Below are 22,050 nucleotides of genomic sequence, written 5' to 3'. Positions count from 1 at the left end.
CCGGGCGCCGGCACGGCTCACTGCGACGGGTCCGCCTCGTCGAGACTCAAACCGCTGGCACGCAGCACATGCCGGTCGATCGCCGCCCGGATCGCCTCCTCCGTGCCGAGAATTCGCACGTGGCGACGCGCCCGGGTGATCGCGGTATAGAGCAGCTCGCGGGTGAGCAGACCGGAACCGGGCTCCGGCAGAACCACGGTCACCGCGTCGTACTGACTGCCCTGGCTGCGATGGATGGTCATGGCGAAAACAGTGACGACGGAGGGGAACTGAGTCGGATGGACCAGATATGGTTCGTCGCCGCGTTGCAGGGCGACCCGCAGCGAGCCGTCGGGCCGCCGCACCACCACCCCGGTATCGCCGTTGTAGATGCGGGCCTCGTGATCGTTGGCGGTGACCAGCAGCGGTTGCCCGGGATACCAGGTGCTGTACCGGCCTTCGGGACCCGACCCGGCAGTGGCCGCCCATTCCGCGGCCGCGCGATCCCACTGTTCGACGCCGTAGGGGCCGCGCCGGTGGGCGCAGAGCAGGCGATGTGATTCGAAGGCCGCGAGCGCGGCGGGTGCGTCACCGGCCACGGCCGCCGCGGTGACCTGCTGCGCGGTGGCGACGACATCGGCCCGGACGGCGGCGATATCGTCCGGACCGCGCAGCTCGAGACCCTCGCCGGCGGCGCGCAGCAGTTCCAGCGCGGTCTCGGTGTCACCGGCCCGCACCGCGACAGCGAGATCGGCGATCCGACCGCCGAACCGGCGGCCTCGGGTCAGCCGGACTATGCCGCCGCGCAGGCGGTTTCGCTCCAGGTCCGTGAGTGCACCGGGCTCCTCCGGGTCGCCGGGCGCAGCGGCACCGGACTCGCGCGTCGCCGCGAGATCGGCGGCGAGCACCTCCTCGAAGGACGGGTCGGCTGTTCCGGGGAAAGGCGCGGCCACCAGGTCGGCCAGGACCGCGCCCGCGTCCACCGACGCGAGTTGGTCCGGGTCACCGGCCAGCACGAGGCGGGTATCCGGGCGCAGCGCCGCGAGAAGCCTGCTCATCATGGTCAGCGAGACCATCGAGGTCTCATCGACGACCACCACGTCGTAGGGCAACCGGTTGTGTTCGTGATAACGGAACCGGGTGGTACGGCCACGCTGCCAGCCCAGCAGCCGATGCAGGGTCGCGGCGGACAGTTCCGGAAGGCCCAGTGCGGCAGCCTGATCCCGGACTGCCTCCTGGAGCCGGGCTGCCGCCTTACCCGTCGGCGCGGCCAGCGCGATCCGCGGCGCGGAACCGGCGCCGTGTTGGGCGACGAGCAGGGCGAGGATACGGGCGACCGTATGGGTCTTACCGGTTCCCGGACCGCCGGCGACCACCGTGGTCCAGTGGGTCGCGGCGAGCGCCGCCGCGAGGCGTTGCCGATCCGGAACAGCACCCGGAGGGCCGAACAGGCGGTCGAGTTCACGGCGCACCACCGCGGCATCGGCGGCCGGATGGCCCGCGGCTCGCGCCGTGAGCACCCGGCGGATGATCTGCTCCTGCTGGAAATAGCGATCCAGATAGAGCAACGGACCGACGCCGGGCCGAGCCGGATCGGTGAGCCGCAGTGGGCGCAACGGTCCGGCCGGACCACCCAGCACCAGGGGACTCTCGCGCAGCGCCGCGAGGACGTGTTCCTCCTCCGGCCACGGCAGATCCGCGGGATCGAGCAGATCCGGGCGTTCCTCGTCGGCGTCCACACCGATCTCCCGCATCCGCGTGAGATCCAGGCACACCGACCCCGACCGTACGGCGCGCACCGCCAGCGCGGCGGCGAACAACACCAGCTCCTGCTCTTCGCCGGCGAGCCTGCCCAGCCGCTCGGCCACATGGACATCCGCCGCCGAGAGCACCCCGGCCTCGTTGAACTCCCGCAGCATCCCGGTCCCCCGCTGCGCCACCCGGATGGGTATCACGAGCCACCTCCGGCGAGCAGGTCCGACAGCGCCACGATCAGTCCGGCCGGCGGGGTCCAGTCGAACACTCCGGCGCCCGCCGGGGTCCCGGGCCCGATCATGCCGCGGACGAACAGGTAACGGGTTCCGCCCAGATGGACGGCGGGGTCGTACCCGGGCAGTCGCCAACGCAGATACCGGTGCAGCGCCACGGAGTACAGCATCGCCTGCAACGGGTAGTGCGAGCGCACCATTTCCGCGGCCATCCGGTCGCGGGTGTAATGGGCGACGGTGAGATCGCCGGAGCCGAGCCGGTTCGTCTTGTAGTCCACGACGACATAGCGCCGATCCGGGGTGCGCAGCACCGCGTCGATGCTTCCGGTCAGATAACCGCGCAACGGAGCGCCGTCGAGGGTGTCGAGCTCGTCGGCGTAGGCGTGGAAAACGTCATCCGGTGCCAGTTGCGCGCGGACGGTCGCGGCGATCCGGTGCAGGGTGGCGGCGGCGTCTGCCGGTGTCTCGCCGCCGGCGAGCGGGAGTTCGAATTCCAGTTCGCACAACCGGTCCCGACCCGGGATATCGGCGAGAGCGCCGAAGCCGATCGGGGTGCGCAGCACTTCGACCAGGGCCGCCGCCAGCAGGTCCGGATCGGCGTCGGAGAACATGTCACCGATCGTCTCGGCGCAGCGTTGACGCACTTCGGCGGCCAGCTCGGCAGCGTCGGTATCGACCCGTTCCAGGACGGCGTGCACGAGGGTGCCGAATTCCGCGCCGTAGGGCAGCGCGTTCATAAGCGAGGGTGCGCCGGGTTCGGGCTCGTCGAGCGGTGCGGGAGCGTCGGGCTCGTCGCCCGGGCCCGCAGCGTCCTCGGGTTCTGATTCCGGCGCCACCAGATGGGCGGTGGCGGTGAGCGCCGAGTACGAAGTGCGCCGCCAGTGATCGTCCAGGTCGCGATCGAAGGTCGCGACCGCGATGGCGCCATCGGTGGAATCGGCCCGGGTTCGCAGGACCGGGACACTCGCCGCGGGGTCGGCGGCGGTCACCGAGATCGCCGCGCCCACCTCGGCCGCCCAGGCCCGGACCTGTTCCACCACCGCGCCGTCCGCACCGATCGGCGCGCGGGACCGCGGTTGCGCGGCATCGGGCGTCCTTCCGAACAACAACCGGTGCAGCGGCGCGGCGGCGGTACTGAACGACGGGGCCCACCAGGCGACCACCTGGCAGCACGCCCGGGTCAGCGCCACATAACAGAGGCGCAGTTCCTCGCCCGCGGATTCACTGTCGGCGCGTTCCTTGCGGGCGGTGTAGCCCGGTGCGTCGGGACCGCCGATATCGAGTACTCGCGCGTCGTTCTCGTGCATGAGCAGAGTGGCGGGTTTGGGATCGGCGGAGCTGTCCCATGCGAACGGCAGGTAGACGACCGGGAATTCGAGACCTTTGCTGGCGTGCACGGTGGCGATCTGCACCGCCGCGATATCGCGGTCGAGGCGGCGGCCGCGCCCGGGTACCGAACCCGACGCGGGCTCGCGCACCCTATCGGCCAGCCATCGGGTGAGCGCGGTGAGTCCCAGTCCCTCGGTCGCCGAGACCTCGTCGAGCAGCTGCGCGATATGCCGGATATCGGTGAGCCGTCGTTCCCCGTGCTCGACAGCCACCAGCCGGGGTGCGAGCCGGGTACCGGTGGCGATCCGGTCGAAGACGGCGGCGAAACCGGTACGAGCGAACAGCCGCGCCGCGTCCCGCAACTCGGCGCTCACCCGACCCACCAGATCCGCTGCACCGGTATCGATGTCGGCGGCGCTGTATCCGAACAGGGGTGTGAGGGCGGCGAGCCGCACCCGATCGGCGCGGTGCGGCTGTTCCAGCGCACGCAGGACCCATAGCCAGTCGGTGGCGCTGCGCGTCGCGAAAATGCTGCTGCCACTCGCCAGCACCACCGGGACGCCGGCCTGTTCGAGCGCGGTGCGCACTACGTCGAGCTGGGTATGAGTGCGAACCAGTACCGCGATATCCCCGGGACCGATCTCCCGCTCGTGCGGCTCGCCGGGTTCGTGACCGTCCGCCCGGTCCGGCGCGGCGGGGCGACGTCCCGGCGCATCGGCGAGGACAGTGCCCGATTCCAGGAGTTCGACGATATCGGCGGCCAGATCGGCCGCGACCCGGGCGCGTTGCCGATGGATATTCGGGAATCCGGACGCACCCCGCGGACCGGCGCCGGTCCGCGGCAGGCACCGCAGACGCAATGGGGTGATCAGCTCGGCCGGGCCGCGCAACCGGGACCACGGCTGGGTCGGCGTCACCGTGGGAACGACGATCGCCTCGTGGCCGAGTGCCGCCCCGCCCAGCAGATGGTCCAGGGCCGCGAGCAACCCGGCGTCACTGCGCCGGTTGGTGGTGAGTTCGCGGCGGTCGGTGGCGTGACCGACCGCGTCCAGGTAGCTCAGTACCTCCGCGCCCCGGAACGCATAGATCGCCTGTTTGGGATCGCCTACCAGGACCAGCGTGTTGTGGCCGTGGAACGCACGGCGCAGGATCTCCCATTGCAACGGGTCGGTGTCCTGGAATTCGTCGACCAGCACCACCTGATGACGATCCCGGATACGCCTGCAGGCGGCCGGACCGCGCGCGGGGTCGGCGAGGATATCGCGCAGCAGGATCAGCAGATCGTCGAAATCCCGCAGCCCGGAAAGGCGTTTGCGACGTTCGGTTTCCGCGCGGACCGCGGCGGCGAAGGCGACCCGCTGGGCCGATACCTCATCGGTGTCGGGCGCGAGGTGCGCCTGCCGGTCCCGGACCGCCGCGAACGCGAACCGCTGCGCCTGTTTGACCGAGAACGGCGCGGGCGTACGCGAGTACCGGCTCAGATACAGATCGTCGACGACCGTGCGCACCAGGTCGTCGGCCTCCTCCACCACACGCGCACCGGGATCGAGATCACCGGCGAGGCCGAGTTCGGCGAGCATACGCTGGCAGAAGCTGTGGGTGGTCGCGATGACGCCGGCGTCGAAATCCGAGAGCGCGGAGCGGAGGCGGGCACGGCGGAGCCCGACCTCCTCGGGCGCCGCGTCGGCCAGATGCCGGACCAGCTCGTCGGACGCGGTGCGGGCGGTATCCGGATCGGCGAGCGCGGCCGCGACGGCGACGAAGCGCTCGCGGGTACGCTCCCGCAGTTCCTGGGTCGCCGCGCGACTGAAGGTGACCAGCAACAACCGGGAGATATCGATACCGGCCTCGGCGACGTAGCGGACGGCGAGACCGACGATGGCGTAGGTCTTGCCGGTACCCGCGCTCGCTTCCAGGACGGTGGTGCCGTGCGGCAGCGGCCCGCACAGCTCGAAGACATGGCCGGGAACCGGCGGTGCGGCCGTCATGGTCGTCGTCATCATCGCTCCCCGGCGGCACGGCGGCCGTGTGCGCTCACGGGGCCCCCTGGTTCTCGGCACGCAACAGCGGCACCCACAACCGGCGGGCGAGAGAGCCGAAACGTGTGCTCTCGACGGGTTCGCCGGCGGGGGCCGGCGCCTGGGTGAGATCGCGCAGGTCCGGACCCGCGCCCCAGATATAGCGCAGGTTCCGGTCGGTGTGCTCGGCGAAATCCCGGTTCTTGTCGCCGCCGCCGAACTCGCGGTCGGCGGCGACGATCGCCTCCTCCGGGGTGAGCCGGCGGTACCGCGCTTCGGCATAGGCCGCGGTGGCGGCGGTCGCGATCGGCAGCGGTTCGGTGAGGCCCGTATCGCGCAGCGCGACCAGCATCCGTAACAGCGACGTCGCGTCGGCCGCCGCGGGGGCGGTGAGTTCGGCCCGCCACGCCGGCGTCGGGAACCGGCCACGGCCGGTGACCGCCGCGCGCCACGCCCCGTCCTCGGTGACCGCGAGAGCCAGCAGCGAGACCCACGCCGCGAGCCGGTGTTTCGGCGCAACCCGGGAGTAGGTGGTGCGCACCAGGAGGTCTCCGCGCACCTCGGCGACCGTCCCGGTCAGGCGGCGGCCGTCGCCCAGATCCACGGCGATATCGATATCCCGCGGCACCGCTGTGTAATCGGGACTCGCGGCCCGGACCAACGTCTCGACCGTGCGTTCCACCTGATCGAGCACCGAGCGGCCGAGTTCGGCCGGCGGGAGCGTGCCCCGCCGCCATTCCGCGGCCCGGAGTTCGGCCGGATCGGCGCCGGCCAACCGCGCGGCCAGCATCCGCTCGCCGAGTGCCCAGGTGTCGAGACCGCCGAACTCGATGGGCAGCCGGTCGGCGATATCGTCCTCCTGGTCGGGGACGCGCACCCCCAATCGCTGCCACAGGAACGCACGCGCCGGATGTTCCAGGAACGAGATGAGTTCGGCCAGACCGATCTCGGTGGTCGCGGCGGCGGGCAGCGTCGCACCGATCAGCCGGGGCGGCGGTACGGGCGAACCACCGGCCGCGTGGGCGGCGGCGAACGCCACGGTGTCGAAACTGAACGGATGCGGTGCCGCGAAATCGCGTGGATCGTGCGTCTGCAGCGGATGGCGGGTGAGCACACCGCCCATACCCGCCGCACCGGTATGGGCGCGCAACACGTCGAGGAGTTCGGCGATCGGCACGGCGGGTGGCCGTTGGGCGCCGGTGACCGGGTCCGCGCCGGAGTGGACCACGACCAGCGCATCGCGGGCGGCCATGATCGCGTCCAGGAGGAGCTGCCGGTCCTCCGAGCGTGGATCACGTTCGCCCAGTAGGGGATCACGCGCGGGTACCTCGTCACCGTCGCTCCCGGCACCGCGCGGGAACACCTCGTCGTCCACGCCGAGCAGCACCACTACCCGATGCGGGACCGACCGCATCGGCGTCATGGTGCAGACGGTGAGTTCACCGGTGCGGAAATTGGCCCGGGTCGCGGCGGCGGCGAGTCTGCCGTGCAGCAGCACGGTGATATCGGCGAGCCGAAGTGGGATATCCCCGGCGTGCGCGGTGGCAGCCGTCAGTTCCCGGCGGGCTTCGGTACTGATCCAGTCCTGGGCAGCCGGCACATCGGTGAGCAGGTCCAGGGCGCGGCACAGCACAGCCGACCACTGCGCCGCGGGGCACGGCCCCTGCAGATCCCGCAGCACCGACGCCAGCCGATCGATGTATTCGGCGAACCGGCCGGCCAGATCGATATCGTTACTGTCCACATCGTCGAGCGGCAGGACCCGGTCGAGCCACTCCTGGGAGCTCTCGTCGGCGGTCACGCCGAGCAGGATCCGGTCGACAGCCGCGTTCAGCGTGTTCTGCTCGAAGTCACCCAGACCGAACGTATGACGCTGGCGTCGCCCGATTCCCCATCGGGCGCCCGCCTCGACCGCCCACTCCCGCATTCGCTCGATACCGTCGTCGTCGAATCCGCATGCGCGGCGCACGGGTTCACAGGCCGCCAGGTCCAGCACCTCGGTCACGGTGACCCGTCCGTTCGCCAGGTCCAGCAGCATCGTGATCACGCCCAGCAGCGGGTTGGTCAGCGCGCGGCCGCGATCGGCGAGACGCACCCGCAGCCGATGGCCCGGATGCGCCGCGACCTCCGGTGTTTCCGCGCCCGCCGGCCCGGGCTGGCCGAACACGGCCCGCACCAGCGGCGCGAACGTCTCCACCTCGGGGCATACGACCAGCACATCGCGCGGTTCGAGGGTCGGATCGGCCGCGAAGAGTCCGAGCAGGCATTCCCGGAGCACCTCGACCTGCCGCACCGGGCCATGGCAGGCGTGCACCTGCACACTGCCGTCGCCGGCGTGTTCGGCCACCGGCGGCCATCGGTCGTCGCGGATATGCGCCTGCAGGGTCCGCAACAGAGTCGCCGGGGCGCCGGACGGGTCGTCCCGGGCGGATCCGGTCTCCGCGGCACGTTCCGTTCGCGGCGCATCGTGACCGCTCGGTCGCTGCTCGCCCGCCACGATCGCGGTCCCGCTCGGCGCCACCGCCGCGGCGTACCGCACATCGGACGCCGCCGGGGGCAGGCGTAGCTGAAGCTCTCGGATATCCCGGCTCAGCCCCGCCAGCAGCGGATGCGCGACCACTGCGGCCGAAACATCCTCCGCCCGTGGCGGATCCGCGACCAGGCCATGGCCGGGCGGCACGGCATCGGCAACCGCCCCCACCGGATCGGAGCCGGAGCACTCGGCCCGCGAAGTCCCGGACCCGTGCCGCCCCAGCGCGTCCCACATCGCGGGACTGGGATGAGCCAGCCACAGGTGCAGGTCGCGATGCTCGGCCAGCGCGGTGAACACTGCCAGCTGGGCCGGCGGCAGGCGGGTCGCGCCGAACAGTGACAGCCGCGGCGGGAGGTCCACCACCGACGGCTCGGAGCGCAGTCGCCCGCATGCGGTGAGCAGCCGTTCGGCCGGTCCCGGCGTACCGACGGCGGCACGCAGCCGACGCCACAGGGCCGGCTGCCACACCAGATCGTCCGGGAGCGGGCGGCCGGTGCCGTCGGTATCCGATCCCCGTGCCCATTCGTTGATGAGGGTGGGTCGCTGGAGCGCGTAGCCGTCGAACAGTGCCGCGATTCGTGCGGCCGTGGCATAACGCCGGCCACGACGGTGCTCGGCGCCCGGGCCGGGCGGCTCGGACGAACCCTCCGCCGCCGCGGGCACCGGAGGGCCCTCGAACTCGGCCGGTTCCAGCCCCAGGTGCCGGGCCAGCACAACACACCAGGGTTCGCGCACCGATTCGTCGATCACCTCGAGCAGCGTCCATACCACACGGTCGGGCGACCACGGATCGGTGTGCGGGTCGATACCGCCGACCCGGCTCAGCACCTCGTCCACCAGCGCAGCCGGAGTGGGAAAACGAATATTGGCCGCAATGCCGTCACGGGCGTGTGACGAGGCGCCGAGAACGCCCGAAAGTTGTTGTGCCAGCCACCGTTCCACCCCTTTGGCGGGTACCGCGACTACCTCCGCGGTGAACGGATCCGACAGCGGGCCGGCGAGTATCCCGGCCAGCGCGGCCGCCAGGACGTCCGCGCGTTCGGCGCGGTGGATGTGCAGTGGCATCTCCGCCCTTTCGCTCGGTCGATCACCGCCGGTTGCCGCGTCCGCACAGTTCGGGCGGGCAATTCGTCCACCCGTTTATACGCCCAGCCGCCGACACCGCTGCGCAACCCCCCGCGACGAGTAGGACAACCCGGGGACAGGCGATCATCCCCCGAATGTCCCTAGCGCCAACGGCTTCTACCCGATATTCACATGAAGCGCACAGTGATTTAGCACACATGAGTTACCGACACGCGGTCGTATGGCCGGGATCTGGCGGACGCACTGTGTCACAGTGCAACCCCGGGAGGAACGGGTTACCGCACGAAAGGCTGGTTCGCGTCGATGAAAGCGCTGGTTGTGCCCCTGATACCGAAAGACGGATTCACCGTCCGCCGGTCCGGTGACCGCTGGGAGCTGGTCAACTCCCGGCACTACGGACGTACCGTCGTGTTGCACTCGTGGCCGCGCGACGAACACACCGAAGCGTTCGCGCACTGTTATCGACTCAACGGCCGCCCCGCGGCGGAACTGAACGCCACCGCACGGGTCCACTGAGCGGGTCCGCGGGAAAACGTGCGCGCAGAGCGCCGATATGACAAGGTGTTTCCTCGTGCGTTACCCCCTGCTCACCGGTGCGGCACCCCGCGTGGCCGCACCCGCCACTGTCCTGGCCGCCGCCGCGATCCTGTTCGCCGGTGTGCCCTCCGGTCTGCCGTCGGCCGATGCTGTGCCGCACGCCCACACCCAGGGTTGCGCCAATGGTTTCGACTGCGATATGGCGAGTCGGATCGACTCCGCCAATTCGTATCTGGACTCCCGGCCGGGGGTGACAGGATACGTACTCCGCGATCGCCAGACCGGTGCCGTGTATTCCAGCCAGCACGCCGAGGAAATGGTGTGGACCGCGTCCACCATCAAACTCGCCATTGCCGAGGACCTGCTGAATCGCGCCCGCATCGGGGCCATCGCGCTCGGACCCGATGATCGTCAGCTCATCGAGCAGATGATGTCCACGTCGAACGACCAGGCCACGGATCTGCTCTGGAACAAGTACTCCGGCATGGACGGGCTGGCGTTCAACAACGCTTTCCGCGCCAACGGGATGACCAGCCTGACCCCGCAGCCGCCCGGTAGCCGTCCGAACTGGGGATTCCAGAAGGCGACCCCGGCCGATCTGGACCGGCTCATGTCCAATGTGCTCGACCGCATGCACCCGGACGACCGCGGCTACCTGCTCGATCTGATGCGCCGGGTCGACTCCAACCAGCACTGGGGGGTGTGGGGCGCGGGCGCGGCGATGCGTCCGGGCCTGAAGAACGGCTGGTCGGAGGAACAGGGCGGCTGGGTGGTGAACTCGGTCGGTTTCGCCGGACCGGGTGAGCGCTACACGCTGGCGATCATGACGTCGATGAACGGTGAGGGCGGATACCAGGAGGGTTCCGAGACCGATAGCACCGTGGCGGAGAAACTGCTGGCCGGACGCTGAACTGGCGTCGGCTCCGCAACGCCGGGCTCCCGTGACCCACGGAAGCCCGGCGTTTCCGTTCCGGTATCAGGTGAGCCGACGCAGTCGCATCGGCGCGTCGTCACGCGGGAACGGGATCGTGGTGAAACCCCACGGCATCCGGTAGTTCTCCGGAAAGCTCCACTCGTAGTCACGCACCATGGCGGAGATGACGGTCTTCACCTCGAGCGTGCCGAAGTGCATACCGATGCACTTGTGCGAACCGGCACCGAAGGGCATCCAGGCCAGCCGATGCGATTTGTCCTCACGCCGCTCTTCGGAGAACCGGAGCGGATCGAAGACCTCCGGATCGGTCCAGAGCTCCTCGAGCAGGTGATTGACCTGGTAGCCGAGATCCACCGGCGTACCGGCGGGAATATAGTGGCCGACGATCTCGGTATCGCGGACGGCGCGGCGCACCATTCCCGGCACCGGCGGCATGAGCCGCAGGCTCTCTTTCACCACGAGATCCAGACTGCGCAGGGCATCCAGGTCGGCGATGGTCGGCGACGCGTTGTCCAGATCCAGCGCCCTCACTTCCGCGCGCACCCGCTGCTGCCATTCCGGGTGCTTGCCCAGGTAGTAGGCGACCGCGGTGGCGGTGGTCGTGGTCGTATCGTGCGCGGCCATGATCAGGAAGATCATATGGTTGACCACATCGGCGTCGCTGAATACCGACCCGTCCTCGGCACGGGCATGACACAGGCCGGAGAAGAAGTCGGGCGCGTCACTGCGCCGCTTCTGCGGCAGCATCGCGGTGAAGTAGTCCTCGAGCACCTTCCGGCCGCGCAGCCCGGCCCGCCATTTCCCGCCCGGGACGTTGTGGCGGACGATCGCGAGCCCGGCATGGGTGCAGGCCACGAACGCGTCGGTGAGCTGTGCACGCTCGGCGCCGACCTCGACCGCCATGAAGGTCTCCCCGGCGATATCGAGCGCGAGCTCTTTGATCGCAGGGAACAACGGCACCGTCCGGCTCGCCCCCTGCCCCTCCGGCACCCATCGGCCGATGGTCGAGCGGACGACCGGGGTGAGTTCGGACAGATGCGCTTCGAGACGTTCCCGGGTGAACGCCTGTTGCATGATCCGGCGATGGAACATGTGCTCGTCGAATTCGAGCAGCAGCAGTCCGCGGCGGAAGAACGGCCCGATGAAATAGTCCCAGCCCTGCCCGAAATCGCGGCGGCGGCGGCCGAGCACCTCGTCGAGCGCCTCGGGTCCGGCGGCGAACACCCGCTCCATGCCCAGTGAACTGTTGAGGGTGACCGGGCCGAAGCGCCGGTATCTGTCCAGCATCTCCGCCGGACCCCAGCGCATGTAGTGGAACGTGCGGCCCATATAGGGCAGGCCGGCATCTCCCTTCACCGCGAGGGTGTTGCCGCCCGCCGGTGGGGTGGCCAATGTTCTGGACCGCTCGGGCACAGTCGACAGCAGGCGGTCCACGATATTTCTGTGCGGTATCTCGATGAGCGCCGAGTTCTCGGTGTCAGTGCGCGCACGCGCTCGTCGCGTGGCGACACGGTCGGCGGTGACCATGGCGAAACCTCCTGAGAGACAGCACCCATCGTATTGTCTTTGTTGCATCGGACCAGCCGTTTCGACCGAATCGGTATTATCCCGCCTCCCCGCGAGACCCCGGCGTTATGGCTATCGTGGTGAGTTGCCGCACCACCACGAGCGAACAACCGGCGTCTCGGTGTGTCGTAGCGGGGTACTGCTACTACCGTGTGCGTTGTCAGGAAATGATCACCAGGCGGCCCACCGCTGGCGAGGAGCGACCATGAGCACGCAACCTGTTGGGAACGGCCGGCATCGCGTCGTGGTGATCGGCTCGGGCTTCGGCGGCCTGTTCGGTACCAAGCACCTCAAACGGGCCGACGTCGATGTCACCCTCATCTCCAAAACCACCACCCACCTGTTCCAGCCGCTGCTCTACCAGGTGGCGACCGGAATACTGTCGGTCGGCGAAATCGCGCCCGCGACCCGGCTGGTCCTGCGCAAACAGAAGAACGCGCAAGTCCTGCTGGGCGAAGTCACCGATATCGACCTGGACAACCGCACCGTCACCTCGGTGCTACTCGGCGAATCGACGGTCACTCCGTACGACAGCCTGATCCTGGCGACGGGCGCTCAGCAGTCGTACTTCGGCAACGATCAGTTCGCCACCTTCGCACCGGGTATGAAAACCATCGACGATGCTCTCGAGCTCCGGGGTCGCATCCTCGGCGCGTTCGAACAGGCCGAGGTGGCGCGCACCCAGGAGGAGCGCGACCGGCTGCTCACGTTCGTCGTCGTCGGCGCGGGACCCACCGGGGTCGAACTGGCGGGCCAGATCGCCGAGCTGGCCGATCGCACCCTCGAAGGAACCTTCCACAACATCGACCCGCGGGACGCCCGGGTGATCCTGCTGGAGGGCGCGGGCGCGGTACTCGGCCCGATGGGTCCCAAGCTGGGCGGCAAAGCTCAGCGCCGGCTGGAATCGATGGGCGTGGAGATCCAGTTGAACGCCATGGTCACCGACGTGGACGCGCACGGCGTGACCGTGAAGGACTCCGACGGCACCACTCGGCGGATCGAGTCGGCGTGCAAGGTGTGGTCGGCCGGGGTGCAGGCCAGCCCGCTGGGCAAGATGGTGGCCGAACGGTCCACGGGGACCGAGGTCGATCGGGCCGGACGGGTCGTGGTGGAACCTGATCTCACTGTCAAGGGACACCCGAACGTCTTCGTGGTCGGCGACCTGATGTCGGTGCCCGATGTCCCCGGGCAGGCCCAGGGCGCCATCCAGGGCGCCACCTACGCGGCAAAACAGATCAAAGCGGAACTGGCGGGCAAACAGACGTCGCAGGAGCGGCGACCGTTCAAGTACTTCAACAAGGGCAGTATGGCGACCATCTCGCGCTTCAGCGCCGTCTGCCAGGTGGGGAAACTGGAGTTCGGCGGATTCATCGCCTGGCTGGCCTGGCTGGGTTTGCACCTGTACTACCTGGTCGGCTATCGGAGCCGGATCACCACGATCTTCCAGTGGTTCGTCACTTTCCTCGGCCGCAGTCGCGGTCAGATGGCGGCCACCGAACAGTGGATCTTCGCCCGGCTCGCGCTGGAAGCGGTGTACGGCGACAGCGAGGAAGGCGAGGAGATCGTGCGCGGCGCGGCGGGTCGTCGGCCACCGACTCCCCCACCCGGCCTGCCCGCGGGCCCGGCCGACGCAGCCGGGGCGGACAGCGCCGCGCCGACCACCGATAAACCCGGGGGCGATCGCAAAGTCGGCTGAAGCGGCCCGATGTCCCATTGATTGCACTCCTCCGGAGCTAATATCGGGCAAACCGACTAATCCCGGAGAGAGGCGACCATGGGTAAGCACGTAGCTAACGGTGCAACCCGGCGCGCTGCCGGATCGGTCGTCGCGGCGGGCGCCGTCCCGCTCATCGCGGCGCTGATCGGCGCCGGCACGGCCGAAGCCGAAGTACTCCCCGCCCCACCCGCGCCCCCTGCCGTCCCGGCCCTGCCGGTGCACCTGTTCCCGCCGACCCCCGGCCCGGCCGTGGATCCCTTCCAGGCGGCGGTCACCGCGGTCCAGGAGGCGACCCGGGGCGCCGTCCAGTCGGCCACCGATACGATCACCGCCGCGACCGCGCCGTACACCCACCCCGTCCCGGCGGTCCCGGCGGTAGCGGCGCCGCCGCTCGTCGCGGATCCGGCACCGGGCACCCGGCCCGTACCGGAGTACACCTACCTCGCCCCGCAGGGCGCCCTGCACGCTCCCGTACCGGTCACGCCCGTCGCGCCGATCGAGGCGCCACCCGGCACATTGCGGATCGGCAATCTGACCATGACCGTGCCTTTCGACGCCCGAGAGGTCAATCAGGGCGCGGCGCAGACGGAAGCCCAGCTGGCGACCTTCCTCGATTCGGTCGGCGTCGAGCGCAGCCGGTCGGACCGGATCGCGGCGCAGACCATGGGGTCGGCCCTGGTAGGTGCGGCGATCGGCACCGCCGTGGCCACCCCGGTGGCCATCCCGTTCGCCATGCTCGGCGCGGCCGCCGGATTCGTCGCCGGGATCCCCTTCCTGCCGACGGGACTCGTGATCGGACCCGTACTCGGTGCGACGATCGGCTACGGGGTCGTCGCGGTACCCGCCGTGATCGCCGGCGCCGCGCTCGGGGCCGCGTTCGGGGCGACCGACGGTTTCACCGCTCAGCCCTTCGGCCCGGTGCCGCAGTAGATCCGCCGCCCCGGCCGGAGCCGCCCGGCCGGGCGAGTGCCCCACGATCGGCGATCCCGGCACCGATCGCACGGGGAGGGACCGTTGCGCCGCACCCGCGGAGTCGGCCGACGAGCTCCTCCACCGGGGCGATTTCAAGCCCGCTGAACAGACCGATCCCATCCGCGGGGCCCTCCGGAACGAATATCGGGCAAACCGACAATTTCCGGAGAAAGGCGACCATGGGTAAGCACAGGGCAACCGGTCCGTCCCGGCGCGCCGCCGGATCGGTCGTCGCGGCGGGCGCCATCCCGCTCATCGCGACACTGATCGGCGCCGGCACGGCCAATGCCGAAGTACTCCCCGCCCCACCCGCGTCATCCCCGATCCCCGCCGCCCTGCCGGCCCCGAACCCCGCCGATCAGTTCCGGACGGGCACCACCATGCTGCAGGAGGCGGCCCGGGGCGCCGTCCAGTCGGCCACCGATACGATCACCGCGGCAACCGCGCCGTACACCCACGTCGCACCGGCGGCCCCCGTGTTCCCGCCACTCACCGCGGTCGCGGAGCCGGCACCACCGCCGGCCCTCACGAACCCGGCCACCCGCCCGCTGCCGAATCACGCCTATCTCGCACCCCAGGGCGCCCTGCACGCTCCCGAACCGGTCGCACCGGTCGCGCCGATCGAGGCGCCACCCGGCAAGCTGCGGATCGGCAATGTCGAGATGGACGCGCCCTTCGATGTCCGCGAGATCAACACGGGCGCGGCCCAGACCGAGGCCCAGCTCGCGACCTTCCTTGATTCGGTGGGCGTCGAGCGCAGCCGGTCGGACCGGATCGCGGCCCAGACACTGGGTTCTGCCGCCATCGGCGCGTCGGTCGGCAACACCCTGTCCTCGCCGATCGCGGGTACCTCGGCCATGGTCGGTGCGGTCGCGGGATTCATCTCGGGGATCCCCTTCCTCCCGATCGGCCTGGTCATCGGCCCCGTCCTCGGTGCGGCCATCGGGTACGCGGTGATCGCCGCACCGGCCGCGGCCATCGGTGGCGCCATCGGTGGCGCCATCGGGGCGGCCGACGGTTTCGCCGCCGCGCCGTACGGCGAGCCGCCCGCGCAGTAGCCACCCGGTGGGTGGGCGGGCCGCTCCGGGCTCGCCCACCCACCACCGTGGATCATCCTCGGCCCGAACCTTCCGGCCGATCGCCGCTGCCCACCACAATGGCGATCGCCGCAACGACCAGCAGCACACCCGCACCCACCGCGATGGATACGTGCGCGCCGGAAACGAATGCGCCACGGGCCGCGGCCAGCAAATCGGACTCGTCCGGGTAGCGCTGGATCGTCTCGCCCAGCGTCGACGCGAAGTCGCCGCCGGACCGGAATATCAGCGCCGCCAGCGAACCCAGCAGCGCCAGACCCAGGGCGTTTCCGAGTTCGAAACTGGTTTCCGAGATCCCGACCGCCGATCCGGCCCGCTCCGCCGGGACCGCGGCCACCGCGACCTCCGACACCAGGGTGAACACGACGCCGTAGCCGATTCCGGCGATCGCCGACCCCGCGACATACCAACCCGCGCCACCGTCGACGCCGATCCCGAGGACCAGAAGATTGCCGGCCGCGGCCACCAGCAGCGCCGCGGCGAATGCCCAACGCACACCGAGCAGGCGCCCCACCGCCGATCCGTTCACCGCGAAGATGAAGACGGTGACCGCCATCGGTATCCCGAGCAGTGCCGCCTGCAGCGGATCGCGCCCGGTCACCGATTGCAGCCAGATGCTGCTCAGATAGCTGAGCCCGGCCAGCGACATCATGCCGGCGGTACTCGATCCGATGGCGAGTGAGAACCTGGCCCGCGCGAACAGCGTCAGATCGAGGAGCGGTTCGGCGAGCCGGCGCTGCCGGCGCACGAACAACGTCAGCACCACCGCGCCGATCAGGGCACTCAGCAATGCCTCGATATCGAACCCGTGTTCGGCGACGCGCTTCACCGCATACACCGCGGGCAGGATGCCGCCGATCGACAGCGCCACACTGGGCAGATCCAGCGGCCCCAGTGCCGGGGCCCGGTGTTCGGGCAGCAGCAGCGGTGCGAACGCCAGCAGAACCAGCAGCACCGGCACATTGATCAGGAACACCGATCCCCACCAGAAATGGTGCAGCAGAACCCCGCCGATGATCGGCCCCACCGCCGATCCACCCGCGAAGAACGCCGTCCACACACCGATCGCGGTGGACCGTTGCCGCTGGTCGAGGAAAAGACTGGAGATGAGCGCCAGACTCGACGGCAGCAAGGTGGCCCCGCCGATCCCCATCAGCGCGCGGGCCGCGATCAGCACCTCGGCGGTCGGGGCGAACGCCGCGAGCGCCGAGGCGATGCCGAACACCGTGGCTCCCGCGAGCAGGACGTTGCGCCGGCCGATCCGGTCACCGAGATTGCCCATGGTGATCAGCAGACCGGCAATGAGGAACCCGTAGATATCGAGGATCCACAGCTGCTGCGCGGCGGTCGGATCGAGGTCGGCGGTGAGCCTGGGCAGAGCCAGGAACAGCACCGACATATCCATCGACACCAGCAGCACCGGCAGCAGGAGCACGGCCAGACCGAGCCAGGCCCGCCGCCCGGCATCCGGTGCGGCCCGCGCCGCCTCCAGGTTCGTCATCGAGGTCCCTCCAGGTTGTCGGTTCACCTAGTCGTAACACGATCGACCGACGCCGCTGTTCCGCATCGCGGCGTCGACCGGCGACGATCACACCACCCGCCGTTCTCTGCCCGGCCGCTGCGTGATTCGATCCGTCGGTGACCGTCGATATCGCGATCTGCGGACTCGGCCCGGCCGGGCGGGCGCTGGCCTACCGCTGCCTCGCGCTCGGAATGACCGTCACCGCGGTGGACCCCAACCCGCGGCGACGCTGGCGGGCCACCTATGCCGCTTGGTCCGACGAACTCCCGGCCTGGCTGGATCCGGCCGCTGTCGCGGCCACTGTCGCCGAACCCCGCGCCCATGGACTGCGGGATCATCGGATCGCCCGGTCCTATTCCGTCCTGGACACCTCCCGGCTGCAATATTCACTGGATCTCGCCGGGGCAACCCTGGTCCCGGATCGCGCGGTCTCGCTCGACCGGCACACCGTGACCCTGGCCGACGGTCGGACCCTGCGCGCCGGCCGGGTGATCGACGCGCGCGGGCTCCGGCGCCGGGCCGGCCGCCCCGAGCAGACGGCGTACGGACTGCTGCTGCCGCGCAGCGCGCACCCGGAACCGTCCCTTTTCATGGACTGGCGGCCCGACAACGGGGCCGACCCTCGGGCGACTCCCTCCTTCCTGTACGCGATTCCGCTGAACGACGACACCGTCCTGCTGGAGGAGACCTGCCTGGTCGGCGCACCCGCGCTCGAACCGGACGAACTCGCACGCCGCCTGACCCACCGCCTGCGGGCGCGCGGTATCGGATCCCGCGGCGACGAGCCGGTCGAACGTGTCCGGTTCCCGGTTGCCGGCGGTGTGCCCGGCGCGGCGCGGTTCGGCGCGGCCGGCGGTTATCTGCATCCGGCCACGGGCTACAGCGTGGCCGCGTCGCTGTCGGCGGCCGATGCCGTCGCCGCGGGCCGATCCGGATGGTCGCCCGCCGCCCGCGCGGTCCACCGGCTCCGGTGCGCCGGATCACGTGCTCTGCTGGCCCTTCCGCCGGGCGATATCCCCCGCTTCTTCGACGCCTTCTTCGACCTCGATATCGAACTGCAACGCGCCTATTTATCGCGGCGCGACGATCCGATCGGCACGCTCACCGCCATGTCCAGGATCTTTTTCGCGGTACCGGGGGCCCTGCGGGCCCGGCTCACGGCGGCGACACTCGGGGTCGGATCCCTCTCGCACCGACCGTCCGGTTCGGTCATCATGGAGTAATGCGGTCAATCTGGAAAGGCTCGATCGCTTTCGGGCTGGTGAACGTCCCTGTGAAGGTCTACACCGCCACCGAGGACCACGACATCAAATTTCACCAGGTCCACGCCAAGGACGGCGGTCGGATCAAATACGACCGCGTGTGCACTGTCTGCGGGCAATCCGTCCAGTTCGCCGATATCGATAAACAATACGAATCGCCCGACGGCGACAAAGTCGTCCTCACCGACGACGACTTCGCCAAACTGCCGGTGGCCGAGAAACACGAGGTCCCCGTTCTGCAATTCGTCCCGTCGGACCAGATCGACCCGATCCTCTACGACAAGACCTACTACCTCGAACCGGATTCGAACACACCCAAGGCGTACGTGCTGCTGGCCGCGACCCTCGACCGCATCGACCGGACCGCGCTGGTGCATTTCACCTTGCGACAGAAGACGCGACTGGCCGCGATGCGGGTCCGGGACGGCATGCTGATCCTGCAGACGCTGCTGTGGCCCGACGAGGTGCGGTCGGTGTCGTTCGAATCCCTGGAGGACGCCACGGCGCCGCGGCCCCAGGAGATCAAGATGGCCGAAACGCTGGTCGAATCGATGTCGGAGGATTTCGATCCGGACCAGTACACCGACGAATACCGAATCGAACTCCAGCGCCTGCTGGACGAGGCGATCGCCAGCGGCGAAGGCCGAGCGCCCGAACGCCCCGAGGCGGAGTCCGCGGCGACCGACGCCGAAGTGGTCGATCTCGTGGCCGCCCTGCAACGCAGCCTGGAGGCCAGCGGCGCCCACGGCGGCGAGTCCGGTACAGCGCGGAAAACCTCGGGTTCGGCGTCCCGGAAAACCACCCAGAAGAAGACCGCACCGAAAAAGGCCGCACCGAAGAAGACCGCGGACAAAAGAACACGTAAGGGCGCGTGAAATTCGGTCACACCGCCTGGATGAACCAGTCGAGTTTGCCGTCCGGGCCGGCGGCGGTGTGATGGAAGTGGAATCCGAGGTGATGAGCCAGCGCGATCGCCGCCATATTGTCCGGGTCTATCCGCAGTACTGCCTCATCGGCCAGATCGTGCCGGGCCAGATATCGACAGGCCAGAATCACGCTCCGGCCCGCGATGCCCCGCCCACGCCACGGGGCGTATATCCCGTACTCGATATCGGCCTGACGCTTCCTGAGGAATTCCTGTTCCAGCGCCAGAGCCAGAGTCCCGGCCAGCGTGCGGGAAACGACATCCACCACACCGAATGTCTTCCGAGGACCGTCGTCGGCCCATTCCGCGACGTAGCGTTCGAATTCCGCCACAATATTCGGAGTCCGAGTGCCCGGCGCACGGCGCAGCGATTCCCGGTCCCCGGCGGCCGGCTGCGCGGCGGCGTCGGCCACCTCGATCGGCCGTAGCCCGATCACTCCGTCCGATATCAGCACGCGATCATGATCTGCATAATCCGACGCATTCGACAAGCCTCGTCCACGGCGCGCCGCGAATGGAAATCGCCGGTCGCGCACGGCGGTACCGGCGAGCGACGATTTCCGCGACATTCGATCATGGAGACACGGCCGGGGATATCGCCGGTACCAGTTGCCGGGTGGATACTCGGCCTATGACCGCACACGAAGACGATCCGCACCGGCTCGTATCCGCTGCCGTCGTGGTGGGCGCCGACGGTTCCGCCGCCGCCCATTCGGCCATCCGCTGGGGCGCCGCGACGGCCGCCCGCCGCGGGCGGCGCCTGGTCATCGCCTACGGGATGAATTCGACCCCGGCCAAGACGTGGCTCGTCGCATATCAGCCGATGGTCGACGAAGCCGTCCAGACCCTGCGAACGCACGGCGAGCAGGCATTGGCGACCGGGGCGCAGGTAGCGCACGAGACCGCTCCCGACCTTGCCGTGGACACCCTGCTCTCGGAGCAGAGCCCCGCCAAGATGCTCATCGAGCTGTCCAAATCGGCACATATGGTGGTGCTCGGATCTCGGCGCGGGGGCGCGGTCGCGCATCTGGGATCCACCATTCTGGCGGTCGCTTCACATGGTCGCGGCACCATCGTCGCGGTACGCGAGAACGGCGAGGACATCACCGACGGTCCGGTCGTCGTCGGCATCGACGGCAGTCCGGTCAGCGATACCGCCGTGGCCGCCGGGTTCGCGGAGGCCGCCGAGCGCAAGACGGAGTTGGTCGCCGTGCACACCTGGAGCGACCTCACCTTCACCGAATTCGCCAGTACCGGCTATATCGAGATCCCCGCCGAAGACCTCCAAACCGCCGAGCAGGCGGTCCTGGCCGAACGGTTGGCCGGCTGGCAGCAGCGTTATCCCGAGGTGACGGTCCGGCGGGAGGTCTATCCGTCGACTCCGGCGCAGCACCTGCGGGAATGGTCCGAACGCGCGCAACTGGTCGTGGTCGGTAGCCGGGGTCGCGGCGGATTCCGCGGACTGCTGCTCGGCTCGACCAGCCAGTCGTTGATCCAGCACTCCGCATGCCCGGTGATGATCACCCGCGCCGGCTGAGCCGGCGCGGCCGAAGTCGCCGGGTCAGGTCGCCAGCCCGGCCAGTAGCGCGCGGGTGCGCTGGGCGTCGGCACCGCCGGCGAAGACCGAGCCGACGAACTCGGTGGCGCCCGCCTCGAAGACCTCGCGAACGCGGTCCGCCACCTGCTCCTCGGAACCGATGATCGCCAGATCCGCGGGACCCGCCGCGCCTTCGCGGTCCATCATCGCCCGGTACGACGGCAGTGTGCCGTAGGTGGCGAAGGTGCGGGCCGCGCGCTCCCGTGCCCCCTCGACGTCATCGGTCACCAGCACCGGCAGCGAGCACACGATCCGAGCCGGCGGCCGCCCCGCCTCCGCGGCGGCCGCGGCGATCGTGGGTTCGATGTGGTCGCGAATGGTGGCCGGGCCCGTCATCCACAGCACGGTGCCGTCGGCGCGCCGGCCCGCCAGGCGCAACATCTGGGTGCCCAGGGCGGCCAGCAGCACCGGGATCCGGCCCTCGTCGGGTATGCCCAGCTCCAGATTCCCGGTCACCGTCTCGCCCGTGTAGGACACGGGCTGCCGGTCCAGCAGCGGACCCAGCACCGAGAGATACTCGCGCATATGACGGGCCGGCCGCTCGAAGTCGTATCCGAACATGTTCTCGATAACGACCCGGTGGGACAGCCCGATCCCCAGGTTCAGGCGATCCGGGCCCACCGCGAGCGCGGTGGTGCGCACCTGCTGGGCCAGCGCCCCGGGATGTCGCGGATAGGTGGGCACCACCGCGGTACCCAGTGCGATATCGGGTACCTGACTCCCCGCGACCGCGAGCGCGGTGAGCGCGTCGAAGCCGAAGATATGGGAGAGCCAGGCCGACTGGAACCCCTCGTCGGCGGTGCGGCGGAGGTCGTCGGTGAGCTGGCGCAGAGCGTCGGCGCCGGACCGTTCACTGAGCAATATGCCGATCCGCACTGGCGGCCTCCTCGTTCGGATTGAATTCGGACTGGACTTCGACTGTTGCCGGGCGTCGAGCCTACCCCGGCGGGTGGACGATTCCGGCGGGCGCGACGTCGCGCCGACGCGC

At 69.8% G+C, this 22,050-nt stretch carries 15 protein-coding genes; 8 read left to right on the top strand and 7 right to left on the bottom strand.

The window, feature by feature from the left end; all coding sequences use genetic code 11:
• Positions 1-17 precede the first annotated feature (17 nt).
• From recD to recC, 3 genes are read right to left on the bottom strand one after another with little or no spacing between them, the layout of a single operon-like run.
• Entirely contained in the window at positions 18-1,934 is a 1,917-nt protein-coding gene (gene recD, locus OG804_RS06195; RefSeq protein WP_328394774.1) for an exodeoxyribonuclease V subunit alpha, read from the bottom strand.
• Complete coding sequence (locus OG804_RS06190) at positions 1,931-5,296, bottom strand: UvrD-helicase domain-containing protein (RefSeq protein WP_328398267.1); 3,366 nt, start codon at positions 5,294-5,296, stop codon at positions 1,931-1,933. The genes recD and OG804_RS06190 overlap by 4 nt, the downstream gene beginning before the upstream one ends.
• 34 nt (positions 5,297-5,330) lie before the next feature.
• Positions 5,331-8,912: an exodeoxyribonuclease V subunit gamma gene (gene recC, locus OG804_RS06185; protein WP_328394772.1), complete on the bottom strand. Its 3,582-nt coding sequence runs from the start codon at positions 8,910-8,912 to the stop codon at positions 5,331-5,333.
• A 324-nt stretch (positions 8,913-9,236) separates the two neighbouring features.
• Between recC and OG804_RS06180 the strand changes: the two genes are divergently transcribed.
• Complete coding sequence (locus tag OG804_RS06180) at positions 9,237-9,449, top strand: hypothetical protein (protein WP_328394771.1); 213 nt, start codon at positions 9,237-9,239, stop codon at positions 9,447-9,449.
• 55 nt (positions 9,450-9,504) lie between these two features.
• A complete protein-coding gene (locus OG804_RS06175) occupies positions 9,505-10,380 on the top strand; it encodes a serine hydrolase (protein ID WP_328394770.1) in 876 nt (291 codons plus the stop codon).
• A gap of 66 nt (positions 10,381-10,446) precedes the next feature.
• Here OG804_RS06175 and OG804_RS06170 read toward each other — a convergent pair whose 3' ends face one another.
• Positions 10,447-11,931 (bottom strand): cytochrome P450, encoded by a 1,485-nt coding sequence (locus tag OG804_RS06170; RefSeq protein WP_328394769.1) that lies wholly within the window; start codon positions 11,929-11,931, stop codon positions 10,447-10,449.
• 244 nt (positions 11,932-12,175) lie between these two features.
• Between OG804_RS06170 and OG804_RS06165 the strand changes: the two genes are divergently transcribed.
• From OG804_RS06165 to OG804_RS06155, 3 genes are all read left to right on the top strand, one after another.
• Positions 12,176-13,666: an NAD(P)/FAD-dependent oxidoreductase gene (locus OG804_RS06165; protein ID WP_328394768.1), complete on the top strand. Its 1,491-nt coding sequence runs from the start codon at positions 12,176-12,178 to the stop codon at positions 13,664-13,666.
• 78 nt (positions 13,667-13,744) lie between these two features.
• Complete coding sequence (locus OG804_RS06160; RefSeq protein WP_328394767.1) at positions 13,745-14,617, top strand: hypothetical protein; 873 nt, start codon at positions 13,745-13,747, stop codon at positions 14,615-14,617.
• 221 nt (positions 14,618-14,838) lie between these two features.
• Positions 14,839-15,717 carry a hypothetical protein gene (locus tag OG804_RS06155; protein WP_328394765.1) on the top strand — a complete coding sequence of 293 codons (879 nt, stop codon included), beginning with the start codon at positions 14,839-14,841 and terminating at the stop codon, positions 15,715-15,717.
• A 52-nt stretch (positions 15,718-15,769) separates the two neighbouring features.
• Here the strand turns inward: OG804_RS06155 and OG804_RS06150 are convergent, their stop codons facing one another.
• Entirely contained in the window at positions 15,770-17,257 is a 1,488-nt protein-coding gene (locus OG804_RS06150) for an MFS transporter (RefSeq protein WP_328394763.1), read from the bottom strand.
• A gap of 137 nt (positions 17,258-17,394) precedes the next feature.
• On the opposite strand from OG804_RS06150, the gene OG804_RS06145 reads away from it, so the two are divergent.
• Together OG804_RS06145 and ku are read left to right on the top strand one after the other, a co-directional pair.
• Positions 17,395-18,501 (top strand): lycopene cyclase family protein, encoded by a 1,107-nt coding sequence (locus OG804_RS06145; RefSeq protein ID WP_328394761.1) that lies wholly within the window; start codon positions 17,395-17,397, stop codon positions 18,499-18,501.
• Entirely contained in the window at positions 18,501-19,415 is a 915-nt protein-coding gene (ku, locus tag OG804_RS06140) for a non-homologous end joining protein Ku (RefSeq protein WP_328394759.1), read from the top strand. The genes OG804_RS06145 and ku overlap by 1 nt, the downstream gene beginning before the upstream one ends.
• Positions 19,416-19,422: 7 nt before the next feature.
• Here the strand turns inward: ku and OG804_RS06135 are convergent, their stop codons facing one another.
• Positions 19,423-19,920: a GNAT family N-acetyltransferase gene (locus OG804_RS06135; protein ID WP_328394757.1), complete on the bottom strand. Its 498-nt coding sequence runs from the start codon at positions 19,918-19,920 to the stop codon at positions 19,423-19,425.
• Positions 19,921-20,096: 176 nt separating this feature from the next.
• On the opposite strand from OG804_RS06135, the gene OG804_RS06130 reads away from it, so the two are divergent.
• Entirely contained in the window at positions 20,097-21,002 is a 906-nt protein-coding gene (locus OG804_RS06130; RefSeq protein ID WP_328394755.1) for a universal stress protein, read from the top strand.
• A 24-nt stretch (positions 21,003-21,026) separates the two neighbouring features.
• On the opposite strand, the gene OG804_RS06125 is transcribed toward OG804_RS06130, so the two are convergent.
• Positions 21,027-21,938: an LLM class F420-dependent oxidoreductase gene (locus tag OG804_RS06125; RefSeq protein WP_328394753.1), complete on the bottom strand. Its 912-nt coding sequence runs from the start codon at positions 21,936-21,938 to the stop codon at positions 21,027-21,029.
• Positions 21,939-22,050: the final 112 nt, after the last annotated feature.

Origin of the sequence: Nocardia sp. NBC_00416, from assembly GCF_036032445.1 — a bacterium.
Lineage (GTDB): Bacteria > Actinomycetota > Actinomycetes > Mycobacteriales > Mycobacteriaceae > Nocardia.
Note: the sequence above shows the minus strand (reverse complement) of the source record. Positions and strands in the feature narration are given on the sequence as shown.

What these genes read in the sequence shown, in the direction of transcription:
- OG804_RS06190 (WP_328398267.1), bottom strand. Translation starts at nt 5,296, where the DNA reads ATGACGACGACCATGACGGCCGCACCGCCGGTTCCCGGCCATGTCTTC.
- OG804_RS06155 (WP_328394765.1), top strand. Translation starts at nt 14,839, where the DNA reads ATGGGTAAGCACAGGGCAACCGGTCCGTCCCGGCGCGCCGCCGGATCG.
- OG804_RS06150 (WP_328394763.1), bottom strand. Translation starts at nt 17,257, where the DNA reads ATGACGAACCTGGAGGCGGCGCGGGCCGCACCGGATGCCGGGCGGCGG.
- OG804_RS06180 (WP_328394771.1), top strand. Translation starts at nt 9,237, where the DNA reads ATGAAAGCGCTGGTTGTGCCCCTGATACCGAAAGACGGATTCACCGTC.
- recC (WP_328394772.1), bottom strand. Translation starts at nt 8,912, where the DNA reads ATGCCACTGCACATCCACCGCGCCGAACGCGCGGACGTCCTGGCGGCC.
- OG804_RS06170 (WP_328394769.1), bottom strand. Translation starts at nt 11,931, where the DNA reads ATGGTCACCGCCGACCGTGTCGCCACGCGACGAGCGCGTGCGCGCACT.
- OG804_RS06160 (WP_328394767.1), top strand. Translation starts at nt 13,745, where the DNA reads ATGGGTAAGCACGTAGCTAACGGTGCAACCCGGCGCGCTGCCGGATCG.
- ku (WP_328394759.1), top strand. Translation starts at nt 18,501, where the DNA reads ATGCGGTCAATCTGGAAAGGCTCGATCGCTTTCGGGCTGGTGAACGTC.
- OG804_RS06165 (WP_328394768.1), top strand. Translation starts at nt 12,176, where the DNA reads ATGAGCACGCAACCTGTTGGGAACGGCCGGCATCGCGTCGTGGTGATC.
- OG804_RS06130 (WP_328394755.1), top strand. Translation starts at nt 20,097, where the DNA reads ATGACCGCACACGAAGACGATCCGCACCGGCTCGTATCCGCTGCCGTC.